The sequence below is a fragment of the uncultured Nostoc sp. genome, from assembly GCF_937863485.1.
Taxonomy (GTDB): Bacteria; Cyanobacteriota; Cyanobacteriia; order Cyanobacteriales; family Nostocaceae; genus Nostoc.
On record NZ_CALMFY010000236.1, the window covers coordinates 22,729 to 41,604 of the forward strand.

General features: G+C 37.4%; 17 protein-coding genes and 1 pseudogene. 13 read left to right on the forward strand and 5 right to left on the reverse strand.

Features of this window, described 5'->3' with window-relative positions; all coding sequences use genetic code 11:
- Window positions 1–21 precede the first annotated feature (21 nt).
- From Q0541_RS32000 to Q0541_RS32055, 12 genes are all read left to right on the forward strand, one after another.
- Entirely contained in the window at window positions 22–1,119 is a 1,098-nt protein-coding gene (locus Q0541_RS32000; RefSeq protein ID WP_298920624.1) for a hypothetical protein, read from the forward strand.
- Between the two features lie 41 nt (window positions 1,120–1,160).
- Window positions 1,161–2,021: an FkbM family methyltransferase gene (locus Q0541_RS32005; protein WP_298920626.1), complete on the forward strand. Its 861-nt coding sequence runs from the start codon at window positions 1,161–1,163 to the stop codon at window positions 2,019–2,021.
- A gap of 19 nt (window positions 2,022–2,040) precedes the next feature.
- A complete protein-coding gene (locus Q0541_RS32010) occupies window positions 2,041–2,832 on the forward strand; it encodes an FkbM family methyltransferase (RefSeq protein ID WP_298920628.1) in 792 nt (263 codons plus the stop codon).
- A 1-nt stretch (window position 2,833) separates the two neighbouring features.
- Window positions 2,834–3,487, forward strand: a complete 654-nt coding sequence (locus tag Q0541_RS32015) for a methyltransferase domain-containing protein (protein WP_298920630.1) — start codon at window positions 2,834–2,836, stop codon at window positions 3,485–3,487.
- A 355-nt stretch (window positions 3,488–3,842) separates the two neighbouring features.
- Window positions 3,843–5,384 (forward strand): hypothetical protein, encoded by a 1,542-nt coding sequence (locus Q0541_RS32020; RefSeq protein WP_298920632.1) that lies wholly within the window; start codon window positions 3,843–3,845, stop codon window positions 5,382–5,384.
- 191 nt (window positions 5,385–5,575) lie between these two features.
- Complete coding sequence (locus tag Q0541_RS32025) at window positions 5,576–7,003, forward strand: hypothetical protein (RefSeq protein ID WP_298920634.1); 1,428 nt, start codon at window positions 5,576–5,578, stop codon at window positions 7,001–7,003.
- An 89-nt stretch (window positions 7,004–7,092) separates the two neighbouring features.
- Complete coding sequence (locus Q0541_RS32030) at window positions 7,093–8,190, forward strand: glycosyltransferase family 4 protein (RefSeq protein WP_298920636.1); 1,098 nt, start codon at window positions 7,093–7,095, stop codon at window positions 8,188–8,190.
- A gap of 93 nt (window positions 8,191–8,283) precedes the next feature.
- Window positions 8,284–10,155 (forward strand): asparagine synthase (glutamine-hydrolyzing), encoded by a 1,872-nt coding sequence (gene asnB / locus Q0541_RS32035; protein ID WP_298920638.1) that lies wholly within the window; start codon window positions 8,284–8,286, stop codon window positions 10,153–10,155.
- A 6-nt stretch (window positions 10,156–10,161) separates the two neighbouring features.
- The gene (locus Q0541_RS32040) at window positions 10,162–11,349 is read left to right on the forward strand and encodes a glycosyltransferase (protein ID WP_298920640.1); all 1,188 of its coding nucleotides are present in this window, start codon (window positions 10,162–10,164) and stop codon (window positions 11,347–11,349) included.
- A complete protein-coding gene (locus Q0541_RS32045; RefSeq protein ID WP_298920643.1) occupies window positions 11,342–12,103 on the forward strand; it encodes an FkbM family methyltransferase in 762 nt (253 codons plus the stop codon). Before Q0541_RS32040 ends, Q0541_RS32045 begins: the two co-directional genes overlap by 8 nt.
- Before the next feature lie 6 nt (window positions 12,104–12,109).
- Entirely contained in the window at window positions 12,110–12,943 is an 834-nt protein-coding gene (locus Q0541_RS32050; RefSeq protein WP_298920645.1) for a glycosyltransferase family 2 protein, read from the forward strand.
- Between the two features lie 18 nt (window positions 12,944–12,961).
- Window positions 12,962–14,149 (forward strand): glycosyltransferase family 4 protein, encoded by a 1,188-nt coding sequence (locus Q0541_RS32055; RefSeq protein ID WP_298920647.1) that lies wholly within the window; start codon window positions 12,962–12,964, stop codon window positions 14,147–14,149.
- A gap of 89 nt (window positions 14,150–14,238) precedes the next feature.
- Here the strand turns inward: Q0541_RS32055 and Q0541_RS32060 are convergent, their stop codons facing one another.
- The 3 genes and pseudogenes from Q0541_RS32060 to queA form a co-directional block, all read right to left on the reverse strand.
- On the reverse strand, window positions 14,239–15,081 hold the full coding sequence (locus Q0541_RS32060; protein WP_298920649.1) for a methyltransferase domain-containing protein: 843 nt from the start codon (window positions 15,079–15,081) through the stop codon (window positions 14,239–14,241).
- 206 nt (window positions 15,082–15,287) lie between these two features.
- A pseudogene (locus tag Q0541_RS32065) lies at window positions 15,288–15,527 on the reverse strand (tetratricopeptide repeat protein); the annotation flags it as partial.
- Between the two features lie 249 nt (window positions 15,528–15,776).
- Window positions 15,777–16,988 (reverse strand): tRNA preQ1(34) S-adenosylmethionine ribosyltransferase-isomerase QueA, encoded by a 1,212-nt coding sequence (queA, locus tag Q0541_RS32070; RefSeq protein ID WP_298920751.1) that lies wholly within the window; start codon window positions 16,986–16,988, stop codon window positions 15,777–15,779.
- Between the two features lie 245 nt (window positions 16,989–17,233).
- Between queA and Q0541_RS32075 the strand changes: the two genes are divergently transcribed.
- Complete coding sequence (locus tag Q0541_RS32075) at window positions 17,234–17,623, forward strand: hypothetical protein (protein ID WP_012412259.1); 390 nt, start codon at window positions 17,234–17,236, stop codon at window positions 17,621–17,623.
- A 64-nt stretch (window positions 17,624–17,687) separates the two neighbouring features.
- On the opposite strand, the gene Q0541_RS32080 is transcribed toward Q0541_RS32075, so the two are convergent.
- Together Q0541_RS32080 and Q0541_RS32085 are read right to left on the reverse strand one after the other, a co-directional pair.
- A complete protein-coding gene (locus Q0541_RS32080; RefSeq protein WP_298920662.1) occupies window positions 17,688–18,209 on the reverse strand; it encodes a YraN family protein in 522 nt (173 codons plus the stop codon).
- 94 nt (window positions 18,210–18,303) lie between these two features.
- Window positions 18,304–18,819, reverse strand: a complete 516-nt coding sequence (locus tag Q0541_RS32085; RefSeq protein ID WP_298920664.1) for a hypothetical protein — start codon at window positions 18,817–18,819, stop codon at window positions 18,304–18,306.
- Window positions 18,820–18,876 lie beyond the last annotated feature (57 nt).

Genomic DNA, 18,876 nt, shown 5'->3' on the forward strand with positions numbered 1-18,876 from the left:
TTAGGTTTAAGGAGAAGACTTATGACTTCATTTTTAAGTTTTCTTTCTAAGAAAGTAGAAAGATATATTGAAATATTGTTTAAAATCGATAACTTTCGCCGAGTCAGAATGATTAAGGGTAAAGTATTTGTTTACTTACCATTTATTAAAAAATTAGATAAACATCTTTCCAAAAGAAGTATTAGCAATCTGAGTAGGGAAGCACTCAATTCGACAGATAAGATTTCTCCTTGCTTTTTAACTGCAATCCCTCATCCAACAACTGGGATAGGTCATGCTTTTTCGGAATGGAATACGGGTCGAATTATTGCTAAAATTTGTGGACTTCAATTTGTCCATATATCCTTACCTTCTGGATGGAATAAATTTCTTGCATTTGAAGGTAATAATATTTCTCTTAAGGAAGTACTAAAAATACCCAGCATTAGGATTGTTAGGTTACCTGAGTTTAATTATAGAACAACAGATCCATGTCTCGAAATTAAAAATATTATTAGTTCCTACAAGCCCAAATATCCAACTCTATTTGTTTTGGCAGATGGACAAAATCTATATCAACATCATCTCTTTTTGAATGAGCTAAAACTCTGCTACTTTAGCTCGCATTTACCGTCTAAAATTTTATTAAAGATGAAGTCTGGTAATAAAAGAATGCTTACAGTTGCAGTTCACATAAGAAGAGGCGATATAGAATTAATGCGCCAAAAGCATCACAGCAATTGGAAGGAACGTTATCTAGAATTAACATTCTTCTCAGAGCTATTGGAAGTTGTCAGAAATTCTCTTCCAGCTTATGATATGACCTTTAATATCTACTCTCAAGGTAACGAAAAAGACTTCTCATCTCTGTTATGTTTCAAGGATACGAATCTGTTTATCAACTATGATCAGTATGAGACGATGAATGATAAGGTATTTAGTGACATACTTGTTTTAAGCCCTAGCGGATTCTCATTTATGGCTGGCTTAATTTCAAACAGCTTTAAGATAGCAAGATACCCCTGGTGGCATGATATCCCTGACGATAAAGACTGGTGCAGAGTGTCTAATAAACCATCTCAAGACTCTCAAAATATAGCTAATAAACTTTTATCTTTTTTTAGCAATCAGTTAGTTTAGCATTGCATTAAATTCTGAGTAACTTTCGACTTTATAAATTTATGCAAATAGTCAAAGTTTTGAAGCCGTTAGTTGATCGGTTTCCAAGTTTAGCACAGATGTATCGAATCTCGCGAGATAGACAATTTCTTTCAGAAACACCCAAAGATACACCAATGGGTTTCAAATTTTCTGGTGATCCAGTTATGCAACAAGGACTATTTGAAACTAGAGAATGGAATGTAGCAGTCAAATGTTTAGAAAAAGTAGATGTTTTTATTAATATCGGTGCAAACATTGGCTATTACTGTTGTCTAGCTCTAAAGTTAGGTAAATATGTTTTTGCTTTTGAAGCAATTGATTTGAACGTACAGTATCTTACTAAGAATATCAGTGCTAACAAATGGGATGAGAGTATCGAGATTTTTCCAGTTGCTTTAAGTAATAAAGTGGGTTTAGTAGATATTTATGGTGGTGCGAAAGGAGCATCGTTGGTTAAGGGATGGATGGGGATACCGGAGCACTATGTCAGGACTATTCCTACTACAACCCTAGATAATATTCTGTGCGACAGGCTTTCAGGTAAACAATGTTTTGTTCTAATAGATGTTGAAGGTGCAGAAAAAAATGTATTAGAAGGTGCAACCAAGCACTTATTACTAAAACCTAAACCCATTTGGATGGTAGAAATTGCAACTAAAGAGCATCAGCCTCAGAGCATTAAGATCAATCCAAATCTTATTGCCACGTTTGAGTTATTTTGGAGAAACGGTTACGAATGCTTTACTGCGGATGGATTATTTCGTAGAATTTCCAAACACGAGGTTGTCGAGGTTAGCGAAACTGGTCATGATAACTGGTCAGTACATAACTTCTTGTTTATGGATGACAGTATAGCTAATCAAATACGAAATACTTTATAGATTGCTGAGTTAATCACATATGTCCTTAATTAAACGCAGACTTGCAGAATTTATCAATCAGTTGGGATACGAAATTAGTCGAAAACCTTCCTTCAAAGTAGTAGGTGAGGTACAAGATGCTTTTAATGAACAAAAGAGAATTTGTCAATTTTTGGCTAAAGATGTTAAAGTTGTCTTTGATGTTGGTGCAAATATTGGACAATCAGCAGCTAAGTATAGAAGTCTATTTTCTTTGGCAACCGTATATTCTTTTGAACCTTCTAAGAGTTGTTATAGCGAGATAGTAACTTTAGCCAAGAAAGACTCAATGATAATTCCTTTCAATATTGCTCTGGATTGTGAATTAGGAAGTAGCGATTTTTATGATACAGGTGGTCAAACTGCTTCACTTCTAGCACCATCAGATCAGGTGTCTTACTTCTATCCAGAAACTTACTTTGAAGTAAAGCGCGTAATAAATGTTCCTGTCAACACGATTGATAACATATGCACAGTCCATAATGTGCTTAATATTGATATTCTTAAAATGGATACTCAGGGGACAGAAGACAAGGTATTGATTGGTGCTGAGAATATGCTTAAAGGTGCTCATATTGATTTAATTTATACTGAAGTGTCTTTTACTGAAATTTATAATGATCAGGTTATCTTTTATGAGCTTTGCCGCCTACTGAGTCAATATGGTTATTATCTTTTTAATTTATATGACTTTGTTAGAGGTTCTAATGGTGTGATAGTCGGTACTGATGCACTTTTTCTAAGAAAAGAACTATATGAACTTGTTATTAGAACTAACATAGGAGATGAATAAAATGATAGGAGCAGATTTTGAATATATTAAAAAATTACTTAATGCTGGTTTGATTTCTTCTCCATGTTTAGACCTTGGTGCAGGTGGTGGCGGTGAAGGAAATAATTGTAAAAATTTACTCCAAAATGCTGGATTAAAATACATTGGAACCGATATGTATCCAGGGGAAGGAGTTAATATTGTTGCTAATTTTGAAGATTCAAAAACTGAAATTAATAAAGCATTTGGAAATAAATTTCCTTCCATTTTAGTTCTTAATGTTCTAGAGCATACTTTTGATCCAATCAGAGTATTAGATAACGTATTTTCTATTTTAGAACCTAATGGAACTTGTGTTATCATCACTCCAACAGTATGGCCAATTCATGATTATCCAGTTGATTGTTGGCGAATTAATCCTACTTTCTATAAAGAGTATTGTAAGCGTCGTTCGGTTGATTTGTTAGAAGAATATTTTGAATATGTAGGATTTTATAATGTTAAAACTAATTTGAACAAAATTGCTCATACATACGTATTGCCAAAACCAGAAAAAAATAAATTTGGATTGATGTACTCTAAGACTATTCACAAGCTTTTTAATACCTATGGAAGGTCAATGTCATGCGCTTCACACATTGCAGTGGGTGCTGTTATTAAAAACAGTATTAAATAGATTAAAACTTAGCTCGACTTTATCTAAATCAAAGAACGCAACCCCTATATTTGACAAAAGTTATAGCCCAGAGAGCAAAACTTTTTATATTGTCATTAATTCTAGTAGCATCTAAAAATTCAAAGGTACTGATAAATCAGGATTTCAAGTTAGGTGATCGCTGCTTTGGCAAATAGATAAAGTCGAGTTGAGAGAAGATTTAAAATATTGCTAATCATACTAAAGTTATCCTCAAATTTATTGCAAAATACTATATTTCTCAAGATGTTACATTTATTAAATCTAAAAATAATACAGTATGTTGATGTTTTCTTATCAGTAATCCGTGAAATGAACCCCATCAAGGTATTTATGTATGAATGTAGAAAGACGTGCTTTAAATGGCATTGTTGTTAATATTTTCTCATTTGCTTTCAATTTGGGTCAGACTGTTTTAATTGTCCCAATTCTCATTAAATTTTGGGGTGTCGAGAGTTATGGATTATGGCTAACGATATCTGCATTTCTAAGTTTATTGCAAACTATTGATAATGGTCATCAAAACTATGTTGGTAACGAGTTAACTAAGTTTTACATAACTGGATCTGATACAAAAAAATTAAAACAGACATTAGCTTCTAGTATTTGGATGGCGGGAATATTAGGCTGTTTGCAATTAATAATATTAATTGGAATAATAGCTTTTGGTTTTATAGAAAAAATTTTAGGAAGTAATTCAGTAATAACAGAAAATCAAGAAATTGGAGTTGCACTTATTGTTTTAGTAGTGACATGGATATTAACTGGTTCTGTTGGGGGTATTCTATCTCGTCTTTACTTACCACTTGGAATGTATGTAAGGTTTACCACCTGGGGAATAATTATACAGTTTTTTAAAGTAACTAGTATTTTATTGACTGCTATATTAGGAGGAAAACTACTGGTAGCTTGTATCGCTAGCAGTTTGGTTTCCTTAATTGTATACATATTTTTCTTTAGAGAAGTATATCAAATTTTTCATAACCTTTATCCCTTTTGGACTAATGGTAGTTGGAGAATAGCATTTACTAATGTTTCTAAATCGTTTTTTATTACAGGTGTAGGATTTTTATCACAATTACAAAATAATGGGTTAACTTTATTTGTGTCTGGCATAGTTGGAGCAGCATTTATTCCTGTACTTAGCACTATGCGAACTATTACTAATATTTTTTTAGCGGGAACTGCAATTGTAACCATGTCATTAATACCTGAGATGACCCGCTATCATACTCAGGGTGAACATAAAAAATTAGCAGATATGATTTCTACGGCTTGGTGGTCAGGGGGCTTATTAATTAATCTTGGCTTAGTGATTACACTACCATGTATCGAGCCAATATATTTACATTGGACAAGAGGTCAAATCAGCTTTAATTGGGTGCTTTACCTAATATTAGCTTGGTCAATTTCGCTAAAAAACTTTGGTAATCCTCAAAGCATTTATCTAATGGGGATTAATCATATAAAAGCACAAACAACAATTGCGGTTGTGCAAACGGCAATTATTTTAGGCATAACTAGCCTTTTTTTGGCTAAATATGGCTTGGTTGCGGTAGGTATAGCAATAGTCTGTAGTGAAATCATTGGTTCAGGAATAATGGCAACAATTTACACCATCTTAGAACTGAGAAGTCTGGGTGGTAACTTACTCTTTACTAGAATTGTTTCAGCTTTTTTTGCTGTTGTCATAGTGGGGTTGACTTATATGTCTGTAGGACTATATTGGTTGAGTCCCTTAATTGCATCAATAGTTGGAGGAATAATTTTGATAGGACTATATTTATGGCAATGGCAATATTTATCTATAGATGTGCGTTATAGACTAATTAAACTATTTTATAAATTTACATCTTTAAGCTATAAGCATCCGACTTGAGTCTTGCTAAGTATACTGAAAACCAAAGTTTTCTTCGGCAACCTTTTAGTCAGCTTGGATTTTCAAAAATCAAATGGATTTTTATAGTCAAGATTAACATCAAATCTAAACTAGAAGTTGACGAATTCTAGTTTTTTGTCCAACTAAATGGATATGGGATGATAAGTTACAGAACTACTACATTCACAAAAATGAATAAACTTTCTTATTTAGACACAACATTAGTATTTCTACTAATATTTTCAGTTATTCCAGGTTTTTTTAGCCTTTTTGAATTGTCTTTGGGAATTTTTGCTGCTATTCCTTTAATTCTGATGATGCGATTGTCAGTGTTAGATGGAAGTTTGGAAACTCGGATGCTATCAATAAGCTATTCAATCAGTCAATTTATTTGTTGGGTCATTGGGTTCTTAGGTTGCATATATTTTCTATCTCCAAAAGGCTTCAATATTGGGACTCATACCGTAGTTACAATGGTTTTGATTAACCTAATAATGTGGGGAAGTTTAATAGGTACTTTAATTGCTGAACCTTTTAAAAAATCTCAGTCGAAAAGCTTAAATTATAATGAACCAATCACAAATGAATTAACCTCTAAAGGATTTCAAATAACTGGTGCAATTTTTGTATTTTTTCTTGTTGTCAATTATTTAAGTGGTGGTTTTTTCGCTAGGCAACAGATTGGAAACATGGTGGAGCCTGGAACCATATTATACTTTTTAAGTGCTTTTAGTACATTGCAGTATTTATTTTTTGTATTCTTAGGATTTCGCTTAAATCGACCACTTCTGAATCAATCAAATATTGTTAATCTAATAATTGTGCTTTTCTGTATGCTAATAGCTAGTCTAACTGGTGGACGTGGCATGAGTATTCGGATGCTTATTTATACCATTTTAGGAAGCTTTTATTCAAAGCTTAAGTCTAAAGATATCAAAAAATTTATTGTAATTTCAATCCCATTTGTTTTGTTTTTTACTATTATAATTGGCAATGTTAGAGGAAACTTAGATTTTAGTGAATCTATAAATCTAGTTACTCGTATAACACTTATAGGTAAAGCTGCCACTGGAAATTTAGAAGCAACAGGATCTGATTATGATGATCCTCTTTATAGTACTTTTACGAGAATCGCAGAGCCTACAGGACAAATAGTAATCGATCATGTTGCTGAGACTGGATCTTATATTGGGTTACGCAACTTTGAGCGTATTGCAACAGCATTTATGCCTAAAATTATAGGCGACAAAGAGCCTATGGATGATGGAGGGGAAAGATTAAGAGATGAATATGGTGTATATATCACTCAATTTACTAACGCACCTATAACTTCTATGGCTGATGCTTTTGAGAGGGGAGGTTATGTAGCAGTTTTTATGTTTTCACTAATTATGTCTTTCTACTTAACAAAACTAAGTGGATATATTGGCAGGTTAAAAAAACAATTACTAAAAATAACTTTAAGGATATCTTTTGCTTACACTTGCTCTGTACTTTATGCTCCAAGTATTCTTGGATGCATTAGCGTTGTAACTTACAATTTTATTAGAGATGGTTTGTTGATATGGGCTTTGATATTTGTGCTAGAAGCAACAACAAAAAAAATTAAAAGTGTATAGTAAAAAACCTAGCAAGAAATTCTATAAAAGTAAGCTTAACACTTTTTATCAAGACTTTAATTAGGAATTTTTATCATTTCTTTAAAAAAATGAGGATATTTTTTTTGTTAACAGATGCCTTTGGAGGGCGCGGGGGTATCTCACAGTACAACCGAGACTTTATTAACTGTCTCTGTAGTGCTGAGAACTGTCATGAAGTAGTAGCTATTCCCCGGAACGTTGTTGATCGTATAGAAACTTTGCCTCAGAAACTCACATATATTACTTCAGGAATAAAAGGTAAGTTGGCTTACATTTGTACCATTTTTCATACTATCAGAGCCAACCCCAAATTCAATTTAATTGTCTGTGGTCATCTTTATATGCTACCACTTGCCTGGCTAGTTAAACTGTGGACAAAAGCGCCTATCCTTCTAGAAATCTATGGCATCGAAGCCTGGAAGCCTCATAATAGCCTAGTTAACTATTGTCTTCCAGCAGTAGATTATGTTGTCTCTATCAGCCAAATTACATTGGATCGCTTTCAATCTTGGGCAAATATACCCAAAGTGCAACAATTTTTACTGCCAAATGCGATCGCTCTTGACCAGTATAGGCATGATGACAAAAATTATGAACTTATTTCCCAGTATGGACTGAAGGAGAAGATAGTTCTGATGACATTGGGACGCTTGGACTCTTATGAACGATATAAGGGGTTTGATGAAGTAATCGAGTTGCTGCCTAAATTGAGTGAAATAATTCCTAATTTATCCTACTTAATAGTGGGAGAAGGATCGGATAGAGAGAGATTAGAAGAAAAAGTGCGATCGCTTAATCTTCAGGCAAAAGTGATTTTCACAGGATTTATTTCTGAAGCCAAAAAAGCCGACCACTATCGCCTAGCAGATGTTTATGTGATGCCGAGTAAGGGAGAAGGATTTGGCTTTGTTTTTTTAGAAGCAATGGCTTGCGGTATTCCCGTAGTTGCGAGTAAAGTTGATGGCAGTCGTGAGGCAGTACGAAATGGTTTACTAGGCATTCTTGTTAATCCTGATGATCCAGAAGAAGTAAAGGCGGGAATTCTAGAGGCATTAAAGCGTCCCAAAGGAGTAATACCACAAGGATTAGAGTATTTTTCCTATGAAAATTTTGAGCGGAGGTGTCATCAGATTTACGACGAAATATTGCAAGCATTTAACGTGTGAAAAGTTTTCTGAATTGCAATTCAAGAATCACTCAAAAACTCTGCTCAAAATCACAGTTATATTGCTCAATTTACCAATCAAATCCTTAAACACATGTGCGGTATATACGGTTACATAGGCAGAGGAGACTTTAATTCATCAAATGTATTAGCTGCTCTGCATCATCGAGGCCCTGATTCCCAAGGTACATGGCAAAGAAATGTAGGAGCAAACCACATTCACTTACTGCATACTCGTCTGGCAATTCTTGACCTTAGTCCTGCTGGGCATCAGCCTATGGTAGATGTAAAAACAGGTAATGTGATTATTTTTAACGGGGAAATTTATAACTTCTTGGAACTACGCCAAGAATTGAAAGCACAGGGTATAGAGTTTACCTCTCATAGTGATACAGAAGTTTTGTTATTAGGTTATCGTGTCTGGGGTGAGCAAATAGTAGAACGCCTAGACGGTATGTTTGCTTTTTTATTGTTTGACTCTATTCAACAACGCCTGTTAGTAGCACGGGATCACATTGGAATTAAACCACTATACTATGCTCAAACTCGCGGCGGAGGCATTGCTTTAGCATCGGAAGTACGGGCATTAATTACGTCTGGATTAGTAGCAACAGACTGGGATGAACAGAGTATCTATGAGTATTTAATATCTGGCAGCATCCAAGAGCCACGGACTATCCGACAAGCGATTAAGGCTTTTCCCCCTGCTCATTATGCTTATATTGATTTGCAGACAGACTTAGCCACTATATCTACCCCTATTCGTTATTGGAATTTAGCCCAACACGTATGCAATCACATAGGAAAACCGACATCTCACATAAGTCATACCGAAGTTTTGCTAGATACTCTTAAAGAGCAACTCATTGCTGATGTTCCTGTGGGTTTATTTTTGTCAGCCGGGATAGACAGTACAGTGCTTGCTAGTATGCTAGCTCCAGTTATGCAAGGTCATCTCTCCACTTTTACCTTCGATTTACAAGACTCTACTAAAGATGAGAGTAATTTGGCAGCTATGACTGCACAAAAACTCCAGCTAAAACATCATGTAGCTTATCTATCTCATAAAACGCTAAGTACTTGGTTAGTTGATAGCTTTACAGCAATGGATCAACCATCATCAGATGGTACAAATACTTATCTTATTTCTAGAGCTTCATTACAACATGGTATAACCGTTGTTCTTAGTGGTTGTGGTGCAGATGAGTTACATGGTGGCTATCGTCATTTTGTTTCCATACCAAAGTTATATCAACTAGGAAAGTGTTTGGGTGGCATGAAGTCTCTACTTCTGCCTTGGATAGAAAATATCAAGGGCTGGCGTAAGAATTCTATTTATCAAGAAAGATTAAATCTTTTATTCCAGCAAATAGATTCACCTTCCAGAATGTTAAGAGAAACGCGGCGTTTCTTTACCCCTAAGCAAATATCTGACTTTTGGACTGTAGCACCAGATTTTTACAATCCAGTGGCAAATTGGGATGATGATACAGATAACAAACTTAATCTTGATGTGGAGACTTTAATTTCTCTTGGTGAAATTAAAGGCTATCTGAGAAATACCTTACTAAGAGATAGCGACTGGGCTACAATGGCGAATCAGCAAGAACTACGCGTACCCTATTTAGGTAGGCGCTATATAGAAAAAGTAATGCAAATTCCTTGGAGTGAGAAACGAACAACTAAAAAACAGAAAAAGCCCCTTTTATCTGGTCAGATTCCACCAACCTTACAGCACGCTCTGAACCGTCAGAAAACAGGCTTCGATTTAGATTATGCAATGTATTTAAGCGGGCCTCTGCGAGACTGTTTACACGCAGCTTTTACTCACCTTAATCAAGCTCACGGCTTTCAACTAAATGCTGACCGAGTAGAACATGATTTAAAAATTAGCGACCCGACAAAACAAGTTCGTCGTTACTGGGCGCTGACGAGCCTTGGGTTTTATCTGCAAAATCATAGCTAGCTAGTAATGCAAAACCAACTCAAGATTCTGCACTACATCCCCGTTTACGCCCCCGCTTGGCAGTTCGGTGGCCCTGTACTTAGTGTTAGCCAACTTTGTGAAGGATTAGCCGCCCTTGGTCATCAAGTAGAAGTGTTTACTTCTAATGCTGGGTTAAATAATCAATCAGAATTGCCCCTCAATCAGCCAGTCATCCGTAATGGAGTCAAAGTCACATATTTTCAGCAAGAACCAGGAATTGGTATTCATTGCCCAGGTATGGAGGAAGCAGTAACAGCAAGAGCCAGGGAATTTGACATTATCCATGTCACAGGTGTTTGGCAGCGTACTAGTGGAGCGGCTTGCAAAGCAGCCAAAAATCAAGGTGTTCCTTATGTTGTTTCCCCTAGAGGCGCACTTGGACCTTACTCCTGGCAGCAGAAAACAGCTAAAAAAATACTGTATTATTTATGGCAAGAACGCTTCAATGTGACAAATGCAGATGGTATCCACTACACTAGCAAGCAAGAATTACAGGAGTGTCGTTGGCTAAAACTACCAGGAAAATCTTTTATCGTTCCCAATGGCTTAAACACTGAATTTTGGCAACCTGCTTTAGAAGCAGCAAAAGCATGGCGTAAATCTCAAAACCTTAATGAAGATGACTTTATCCTTTTGAATATAGGCCGTCTCCACCATAAAAAAGGGTTAGATTTATTACCTCAGGCTTTAGCACCGTTACGACATCTCAAATGGCGGATGGTTTTTGTCGGCGGTGATGATGATGGTACTAAAGCAAAACTACAGCAGCATTTTCAATCTGCAAATCTATCAGACAGAGTTATCTTTCTAGAAAGATGCGAACCTAAGACACTGCCAGCAATATACTCTGCTGCTAATTTGTTTGTCTTGCCCAGCCGTCATGAAAATTTTGGTAATGTCGTTGTCGAGTCTCTAGCCTGTAAATGTCCTGTTTTAATTTCCGACAAAGTTGGGCTACATGATGAGGTAGCTGAAGGTGGCGTGGGGTGGGTACGTTCTAGAGTTGCATCAGAGTGGACTGAGGCTATTGGGGAATTGATTCAATTTTCTTGCAAAATGCAAACCCTAAAATTTAAATCCAGAGCATGGATAAAAAATATTTTCTCAATTGATAAAACTTCTATGGACACAAAAAATTATTATATTCGCATCAGAGATAACCATTGTGCTTAATAATTTATATCGTTTCTCTAATGAGCTACTGATAGTTAAAAAACTTCTCCCTTTACCTTTATATATTCGTTGGATATCAGGAATAACAAAATATTTTAATGTTTTAATAAAAACCAAAAGTTTAGGAGTATTAGATAAAAGTTTAAATGAATCATTTAGTATAACGTTTAATGATAAAAGACTTTATTTCAAAAACATTGATTTTGGAGTTATACGTGAAGTATATGGTCATTTATGTTACACTGAAACACGTAAATTAAAAGATGCAAAATACATATTAGATTTAGGAGCAAATGGTGGAGCATTTACAATATTTGCACTTGCTGAAGCACCTCAAGCACAAGTTTATGCAGTAGAAGCACAATCAAAATTTGTCAATATCATTAAACATAATGTTAAACAAAATTTATATGAAAATCGTCTAGTAGTTAAATGTGCCGTAGTTGGTGGATTCTATGATGATTGGACACAATCCTTATTAAAATCCACTCCTAAAATACAAAAATTTAATATTTATGAATATATAGAAACTGTAGGAACTTGTGACTTTTTGAAATGTGACGTTGAAGGTGGTGAATTTCATTTATTCCAAGGAGATTTATCTTGGACTCAAGCTGTTAAAAGTATGGCATTAGAATATCATCCAGATAAAGGTAATCCAGATGAACTAGAGAAGATTTTACAATCACAGGGCTTTCTAGTGAAGCGAGCAGATCACAAACACCTTGGCTACTTCTATTGTACAAGAGAATAACTACCTATGAATTCAGATATTAGTGCAGCTATTCTTACTAAAAATGAAGTTTGCAATCTTAAACGGTGTATAGAATCTTTACAGTGGTGTGACGAAGTTATTGTCTTAGACTCAGGCAGCACTGACGGAACAATACAATTGGCAGAATCACTGGGAGCCAAAGTGTTTACCCATATTCCATCTCTACCGTTCAAAATTTCTGAGCAGCGCAACTGGGCTTTACAAAATTGTAATTTAAAGAGTGAATGGGTGCTATTTATAGATGCTGATGAGGTTATTCCATCCAATTTAGCAACAGAAATTCAGCGTGTATGTTCTGCCAGTAATCAACAATATAATGCTTATGAGCTACCTGCGCGTTATCTGTTTTGGGGTAAATGGCTCAAACTTACACAAGGATATCCTAATTGGCATTCCCGTTTACTTAAACTAGGAGAAGTCACTTTTATAGGTGGTGTTTGGGAACACTTTGCTTCAGGTGCTAAAGTTGGGAAAATTAATATTCCTTATGATCATTATGCTAATTCTAAAGGATTTAGAGATTGGTTAGAACGGCATGATCGTTATTCTTCTTGGGATGCTCAAAAAGTTGTGGAATTTTTGGAAACAGGCAAAGCATCTGCTCTAGGAACTGAACGCAAACTAAAACTTAGATTATTAGCAGCTAAACTTTGGTTTATACGCCCCATTATCAGATTTATACAGATGTATTTTATAAGATTAGGTTTTTTAGAAGGAATAACGGCTCTTATTTTCTGTCTCCTCTATGCCATGTATGAATTTATGATAGTAGTCAAAATCATAGAACTGAGACGTAAAAAATCTGGATTAGCTCTTTGATGATTCCACAATAAATACATGGAACAAATTACAATTATCACTCAATACTTCTACCCTAGCCATGCTGCTACTGCCCAACTAATGACCGATTTAGCCAAAGGACTTTCCCAAAAAGGCTATCAGATAAATATATTCACAGGGACTCAGGCAAAAGACACTACTCCTGAATTATCAAATCAAGCCATAATCAACCGTGCCTTCTCTCCTATTGCAGCCAGCACTAGCATTTTAAGTAAAATTATTAGCTCAATATTTTTTCTTTTAGATGCTTTAAAATATGTGATATTACTACCTCGCCCTACGCCACTTTTAATCGCTTCTAATCCACCATATGCTGGAATTTTAGGCACTATTTTTAAAATTGTTCGTGGTGGAAAATATCATTTTTTACTCCAAGATATCTTTCCAGAATCTGCTGTGATGTCTGGCATTATTCAGCAAAATAGCTTTTCAGTTATATTTTTAAAAAAATTAATTTATTTAACTTACAAATATGCTGACAATATTATTGTCCTCAGTACTTCCATGCAGTGTTTTTTGGAGAATAAATATCCGGAGTTAAAAGAAAAAATCAAAGTAATTGAGAATTGGGCAGTAGAAGATATTATTAGTTGTGATAAACAAGCAAATGATTTTGCTCAACAGTATAACCTTGACAAGGTTTTTACAGTTTTATATTCAGGTAATCTGGGTAGATTGCATGATATAGAAACCATTGCTGAAGCAGCCAATATACTTAAAAATACTCCTATTCAGTTTGTCTTTATTGGTGATGGGGCTAAAACAAAAGTAGTAAAGCAAGCAATTCAATCCAACAAACTAAAAAATATCCTCTTATTACCTTACCAGCCCAGAGAAATATTACACCTCTCTCTTACCGCTTGTGACCTTTCATTGGTCAGCTTAATACCAGGCGCAGAATCAATAGTAGCTCCTTCTAAACTCTACGGTATGTTAGCAGCAGGAAGGGGAATTATTGCTATCTCCTCAGCAAACTCATACATTGACCAATTATTAACAAATTCTGGTTGCGGTATTAATACCTCTCCTAATAACCCTCAACACCTTGCCAATTTAATCAATGAATTAGCTAGTGATAGTATAAAAGTTAAGTTGATGGGAGAGAAAGCACGTCAAGTCTACGAAAGCAAATATACTTTCAAACGGGCGCTGGCTGAATACGAAAAGCTCCTATTTGGTATTTAATCAAACCTGTAACTTTGAGCTTATTAAGTAAGTGGGCGGGCAAATGTAGATACACCACGGGATAGGGGCGCACAGCTAACTGTGCGCCCCTACTTATTGCCGCACAATAAGCCAAACCGAATTAACCCACGCTGATAACCGCGACGCATTAATCCTAGTGATAATGCCCCTTGGATGGTAGCCCAACCAGCATTTAGTAAGCCCCAAAGCGCTTGGGGAGTGAATGCGGAATCAATCACCACATTCCAAAAGGGGGCGACAGCGGTTGACCAATCAGCAGTGCGGATATTATGTAATGGTAGTTGATGGGCGATCGCTTCGTACTCTGGCAAAGAAATCACATAAGGCAAACAATACACCCGATAAATATCCTGCAAGTGTTTTTGTTCATCCGCCGTTAGTGGGGACTCATCAGTTGGTCGATGACACCAAGTCACCATAATTAACTTGCCACCAGGCTTCAATACTCGGTAGCATTCCTGGAGAAACTTCTTTTTGTCTGGCATATGTTCACCGCTTTCCAGTGACCAAACTAAGTCAAAAGAATCGTCAGCAAAAGGCATTGCTTGAGCATTTGCAACTTGGAACTGTGTTCTCAGACTCAAATTAGCCTCCAGGGCGCGTTCCGTTGCTCTCGCGGCTTGCACAGAACTCAGTGTAATTCCTGTAGCCTTAGCATTAAACTTTTGTGCAAGGTATAAAGAACTGCCGCCAATGCCACAACCCACATCTAGGATATTTTCTGCTGCTTGTACCCCTGCCCAATTGAGCAGTTCTTCGATTAAATCAATTTGAGCCTGACGGCGGTCTTTTTTCTGGGTACCATCGACGCCGTAATAGCCGTGGTGCATGTGTTCGCCCCAAATCTGTTCCCACAGCCCGGAGGAAGCATCGTAAAATTCCTGGATTTGCTGGTAAAGTGTTGCACTCATGAAAAAAGCAGTGTTAAAACAAAGCCGAATTAAATAAAAACATACAGATAGGCTACCATGTGTGTTTTTATTTAAAATAGAGACTTTCGGTTTGCAGGGATAATAAACTCCAGTTTCTCTTGCCTGGAAAAACCTACTGATTTTACCTTAATAAGCTGCCTTTGCTCTCACTTGCATACCGCATGTTTCCGGGATGCCTAGCATGGCTGTAAGGCTTGTCGATAAGTGGCGATCGCAGGCTCTATTTGACCTTGCTTTTCCGAGGCGATCGCTAAGTTAAAATAAGCATTGGCATTGCTGCTATCTAAATTAATTGCTTTTTGGTATGCTGCGATCGCTTCCTCTAGCTGTGCTTGTTCATACAGCGCTGCTACGCTTGTGGGATTTATCACAAGGCTTTGGCAATAAGCCGTAATCGCTGCTTCTTTTTCTCCTTGTCGGTGCAACACATTGTGAAATTACGCATAAAATTACTTGTCTTCGATATTGCAATTCTCTAAAAAAAGTAAGAGTTACTGAACAGCAGCAACTCTAAACTAACTCAAGTAGAATATACCGAAATAGGTAATTTCCTCATTTTCCTTGTTTACCAAAGTTTATAGCTTTTCATAACAGTTCAAACCTCAGGAGCATTTCTAGAAAACCCACAAATAATCGCAGTGGACGGATTAAAACTTCAGCGAACTGTATTGCCCTCACGCCTGACTTAGGATTCTTATGGCTTCTGGCAAAATTAGCATGGCATCGCCGAATGAATAAAAGCGATACCCTGAAGCGATCGCTTCGTTGTATATATTCAATAACCGTTGTCTGCCAATTAGCGCACTTACCAACATCAGCAAACTGGAACGCGGCAGGTGAAAATTGGTAATCAGACCATCAACCACCCGCCATTGGTAGCCGGGATAAATAAACAAGTCTGTTTTCCCACAAAATGGTTGTAAATTCCCAGATTGAGCCGCCCCTTCTAAAGCTCGTACTGCCGTTGTTCCCACAGCAATAATCCGACCGCCATCTGCTTTAGTGGCGCGGATTTGCTCTACTGTGGTGGCGGGGACTTCAATCCATTCTTCATGCATGTGATGGGTAGTTACATCCTCCACTTCCACAGGGCGAAATGTGCCGACACCAACGTGCAGCGTTACAAAAGCTTGATTGATTTTGCGATCGCGCAACTTTTGTAATAATTCTGGAGTAAAATGTAGTCCTGCTGTCGGAGATGCGATCGCTCCTGGCTGTTTGGCATAAACTGTCTGATATTGATCATCAGCTGCTGACGAGGCAGTGATGTACGGTGGTAGCGGTACTTCACCAAATACCTCTAACAGTTCCACCAAAGACTTTCCCTCTGGCACATCAAATTGCAACAAACGCCCCCCGGTTGCTGCGTCTGTTTCTAGAACCGTAGCTGTGAGTTGGGGATTGGGGACTGGGTAGGAATCTTCCCAATCCCCAATTCTTAATCCCTGATCCCTAATGCCCAATTGCCTTGCTTCAAAAATAATCTTCGCTCCCTGTTTGAAGCTTTTTCCTGGCTTAACTAAAGCTAACCAACAGTTATACTGCCGTTCTTCCAACAGCAAAACTTGGATTTTAGCACCAGTGGATTTATGGCCATAAAGCCGCGCTGGAATAACTTTTGTATTGTTCATAACCAACAAATCACCAGAGCCAAGCAGTGCAGGCAAATCATGGAAAATGTGGTGTAGGGGTGCTGTTTCGGTGGTTGTAGTAAGAGAATTAACCACCAGTAACCGTGAGCTATCTCTAGGAACTGCTGGGTTTTGGGCAATGAGTTCTGGAGGTAGTTTGTAGTCATAGCCAGCTACCGAGCAATCTAATTCCAAATCTTTTTCTTGTGGGCTAGAGGTGTCTTTCAAATTGGCTTCAACTAATTTTTGGTTTATTTAGTATTTATACTCTCTTAAAAAAGCTGGTTTGAGCTTTCCCTTCTAAAGGAACTTTAAGGCATCTTCGCCCAATTTTCTCGCTAGGCTATAAGATTGATACTATTAAGTAACACGGAAAACTTAACATAAAAATTGGGTAAACCTCCCCATCTAAAAACGGGGGATTTTACCCTACCGGGAACAGGTACTGATTGACGAAGATAGATATGTAGGATTGGCTTTGATCCCAAGCACCAACAAACATGGAATACTTGTATTATCTGGCAAATGCCAGTCTAACCCTGAGGGTCGTTCAACACCTGCACGCTAGACCCCAGACACCAGTTTCTTTCGTCACCGTAATTCATCAAATTGATGGCTGGGTGGTTAGGATCAAACTCAAAGGTCAAGTCTCGCCTCAAGAAGATGGCGACTTTCGGGCTTTTCTAAATGAATTAGGAATTAGCTACGAGCCGCCAATGAGGGTACAAATGGCACTTTGGAGTTTGGAAGCGGGACAGTGCCCTGTGGACGTGATGCGTCGCTATCAGGTAGCGATCGTCTCTCATGGTAGTCCAGAGAGAGACGAAATCGAAGCTTTCCGGCAACAGTTTGTCCGGGGCTTGGGCTACTGTCCAGAAACTTTGGCGTGATCCGATCTTGGTTGTAACGCCGCTACAAAATTATTGGTAATCAAGATATTTTTTCCATTACCAATTAACCATTATCAATTGAAGAGTCGAAAGCTGCCAGAATGTATTCTTGCAGCTTAAACTTATATCCGGCTGCTGATGAAGTAGCTAGAGCTTCCTGAGTTGCTCTAACCCCAGTCAGATTTTTTGATATCCTTTGACAGTAAACAATAGCAACATCAAATCGGCAAGAATAATCTGCCTTCTCAGGGCACTGGGCTAAGAATATTCCAGCTGTCCGCCAGATTTTTGCTTGCTTTTGTGGGGTGATTGCGCTTCTTCCCCCTGCATCCCAACTACCTGAACTGCGAGTTTTGACTTCAACAAATGCCAGCATCGAGTGCTGAGTCCTGAGTTCTCTTACTGCTTTTCTGCTCTCCTGCTCCCCTGCAACGCCAGCTTCCTCTACTCTTGCATCATGTTGGGCAATAATATCGATTTCTCCCCAGCGGCTAGAAAAGCGGCGATGGAGAATTATCCAACCTGTAGATTGCAACCATTGGGCTACTAGGTCTTCTCCTAATTCACCACTATTTGGACAATGCATATAAACTTTAGTATTCTGGGTTATTTGATTACTCAATTCAACAGGAAAATAAGAGTTTCTAGCAGTTAGCCGAAATCATACTCCCATGATGTGCTTATTCTTCCCTGAATGGCGTGGCATTCCCAACAGTCAAAATGAAGTCAACATAATTGGGGTAAATATCCATAAAATAGTGATGCTCGACATATATGCCACCACCGCATTCCAGAAAAGTGATGAATGGCTCATAAGGGTCAGGAAGACCATTTGCAGGGACTGCATCAAATTCCCGTAGACGACACCAAAATAAGTAATTTATTACCCCTAAAGCAACATAGCTTCTGCCACGTACTAGGGGTATCCGCTCGCTATTGCATAACTCCTCCAACCATTGCATTAGAGGAGATGGGAGTTGCATGTCAGGACGAATCTGGAGAGCAAGATTTTCAAAAATATGCTTCTGTTCGCTGTGCAAAAACTTTGCCCATTGTCTTACCCGCGACAGAAATTCTAACATCAGTTCTGTAAGTGCTTCGTCTTTCTCCCCCATTCCCAGCGTATCCCACTGAATAGCCTGAAGTCGTGCGAAGGCAATGTTCAAATCGTCGTATGAACTTGAATTAGTATTCATAAAATTTTGAAGGATTTTTGCGCTAACATCTCTGACTCAAGGATAATGAGATGGAGG

What these genes read in the sequence shown, in the direction of transcription:
- Q0541_RS32000 (WP_298920624.1), top strand. Translation starts at nt 22, where the DNA reads ATGACTTCATTTTTAAGTTTTCTTTCTAAGAAAGTAGAAAGATATATT.
- Q0541_RS32005 (WP_298920626.1), top strand. Translation starts at nt 1,161, where the DNA reads ATGCAAATAGTCAAAGTTTTGAAGCCGTTAGTTGATCGGTTTCCAAGT.
- Q0541_RS32010 (WP_298920628.1), top strand. Translation starts at nt 2,041, where the DNA reads ATGTCCTTAATTAAACGCAGACTTGCAGAATTTATCAATCAGTTGGGA.
- Q0541_RS32015 (WP_298920630.1), top strand. Translation starts at nt 2,834, where the DNA reads ATGATAGGAGCAGATTTTGAATATATTAAAAAATTACTTAATGCTGGT.
- Q0541_RS32020 (WP_298920632.1), top strand. Translation starts at nt 3,843, where the DNA reads ATGAATGTAGAAAGACGTGCTTTAAATGGCATTGTTGTTAATATTTTC.
- Q0541_RS32025 (WP_298920634.1), top strand. Translation starts at nt 5,576, where the DNA reads ATGAATAAACTTTCTTATTTAGACACAACATTAGTATTTCTACTAATA.
- Q0541_RS32030 (WP_298920636.1), top strand. Translation starts at nt 7,093, where the DNA reads ATGAGGATATTTTTTTTGTTAACAGATGCCTTTGGAGGGCGCGGGGGT.
- asnB (WP_298920638.1), top strand. Translation starts at nt 8,284, where the DNA reads ATGTGCGGTATATACGGTTACATAGGCAGAGGAGACTTTAATTCATCA.
- Q0541_RS32040 (WP_298920640.1), top strand. Translation starts at nt 10,162, where the DNA reads ATGCAAAACCAACTCAAGATTCTGCACTACATCCCCGTTTACGCCCCC.
- Q0541_RS32050 (WP_298920645.1), top strand. Translation starts at nt 12,110, where the DNA reads ATGAATTCAGATATTAGTGCAGCTATTCTTACTAAAAATGAAGTTTGC.
- Q0541_RS32055 (WP_298920647.1), top strand. Translation starts at nt 12,962, where the DNA reads ATGGAACAAATTACAATTATCACTCAATACTTCTACCCTAGCCATGCT.
- Q0541_RS32060 (WP_298920649.1), bottom strand. Translation starts at nt 15,081, where the DNA reads ATGAGTGCAACACTTTACCAGCAAATCCAGGAATTTTACGATGCTTCC.
- Q0541_RS32075 (WP_012412259.1), top strand. Translation starts at nt 17,234, where the DNA reads ATGGAATACTTGTATTATCTGGCAAATGCCAGTCTAACCCTGAGGGTC.
- Q0541_RS32080 (WP_298920662.1), bottom strand. Translation starts at nt 18,209, where the DNA reads ATGCATTGTCCAAATAGTGGTGAATTAGGAGAAGACCTAGTAGCCCAA.
- Q0541_RS32085 (WP_298920664.1), bottom strand. Translation starts at nt 18,819, where the DNA reads ATGAATACTAATTCAAGTTCATACGACGATTTGAACATTGCCTTCGCA.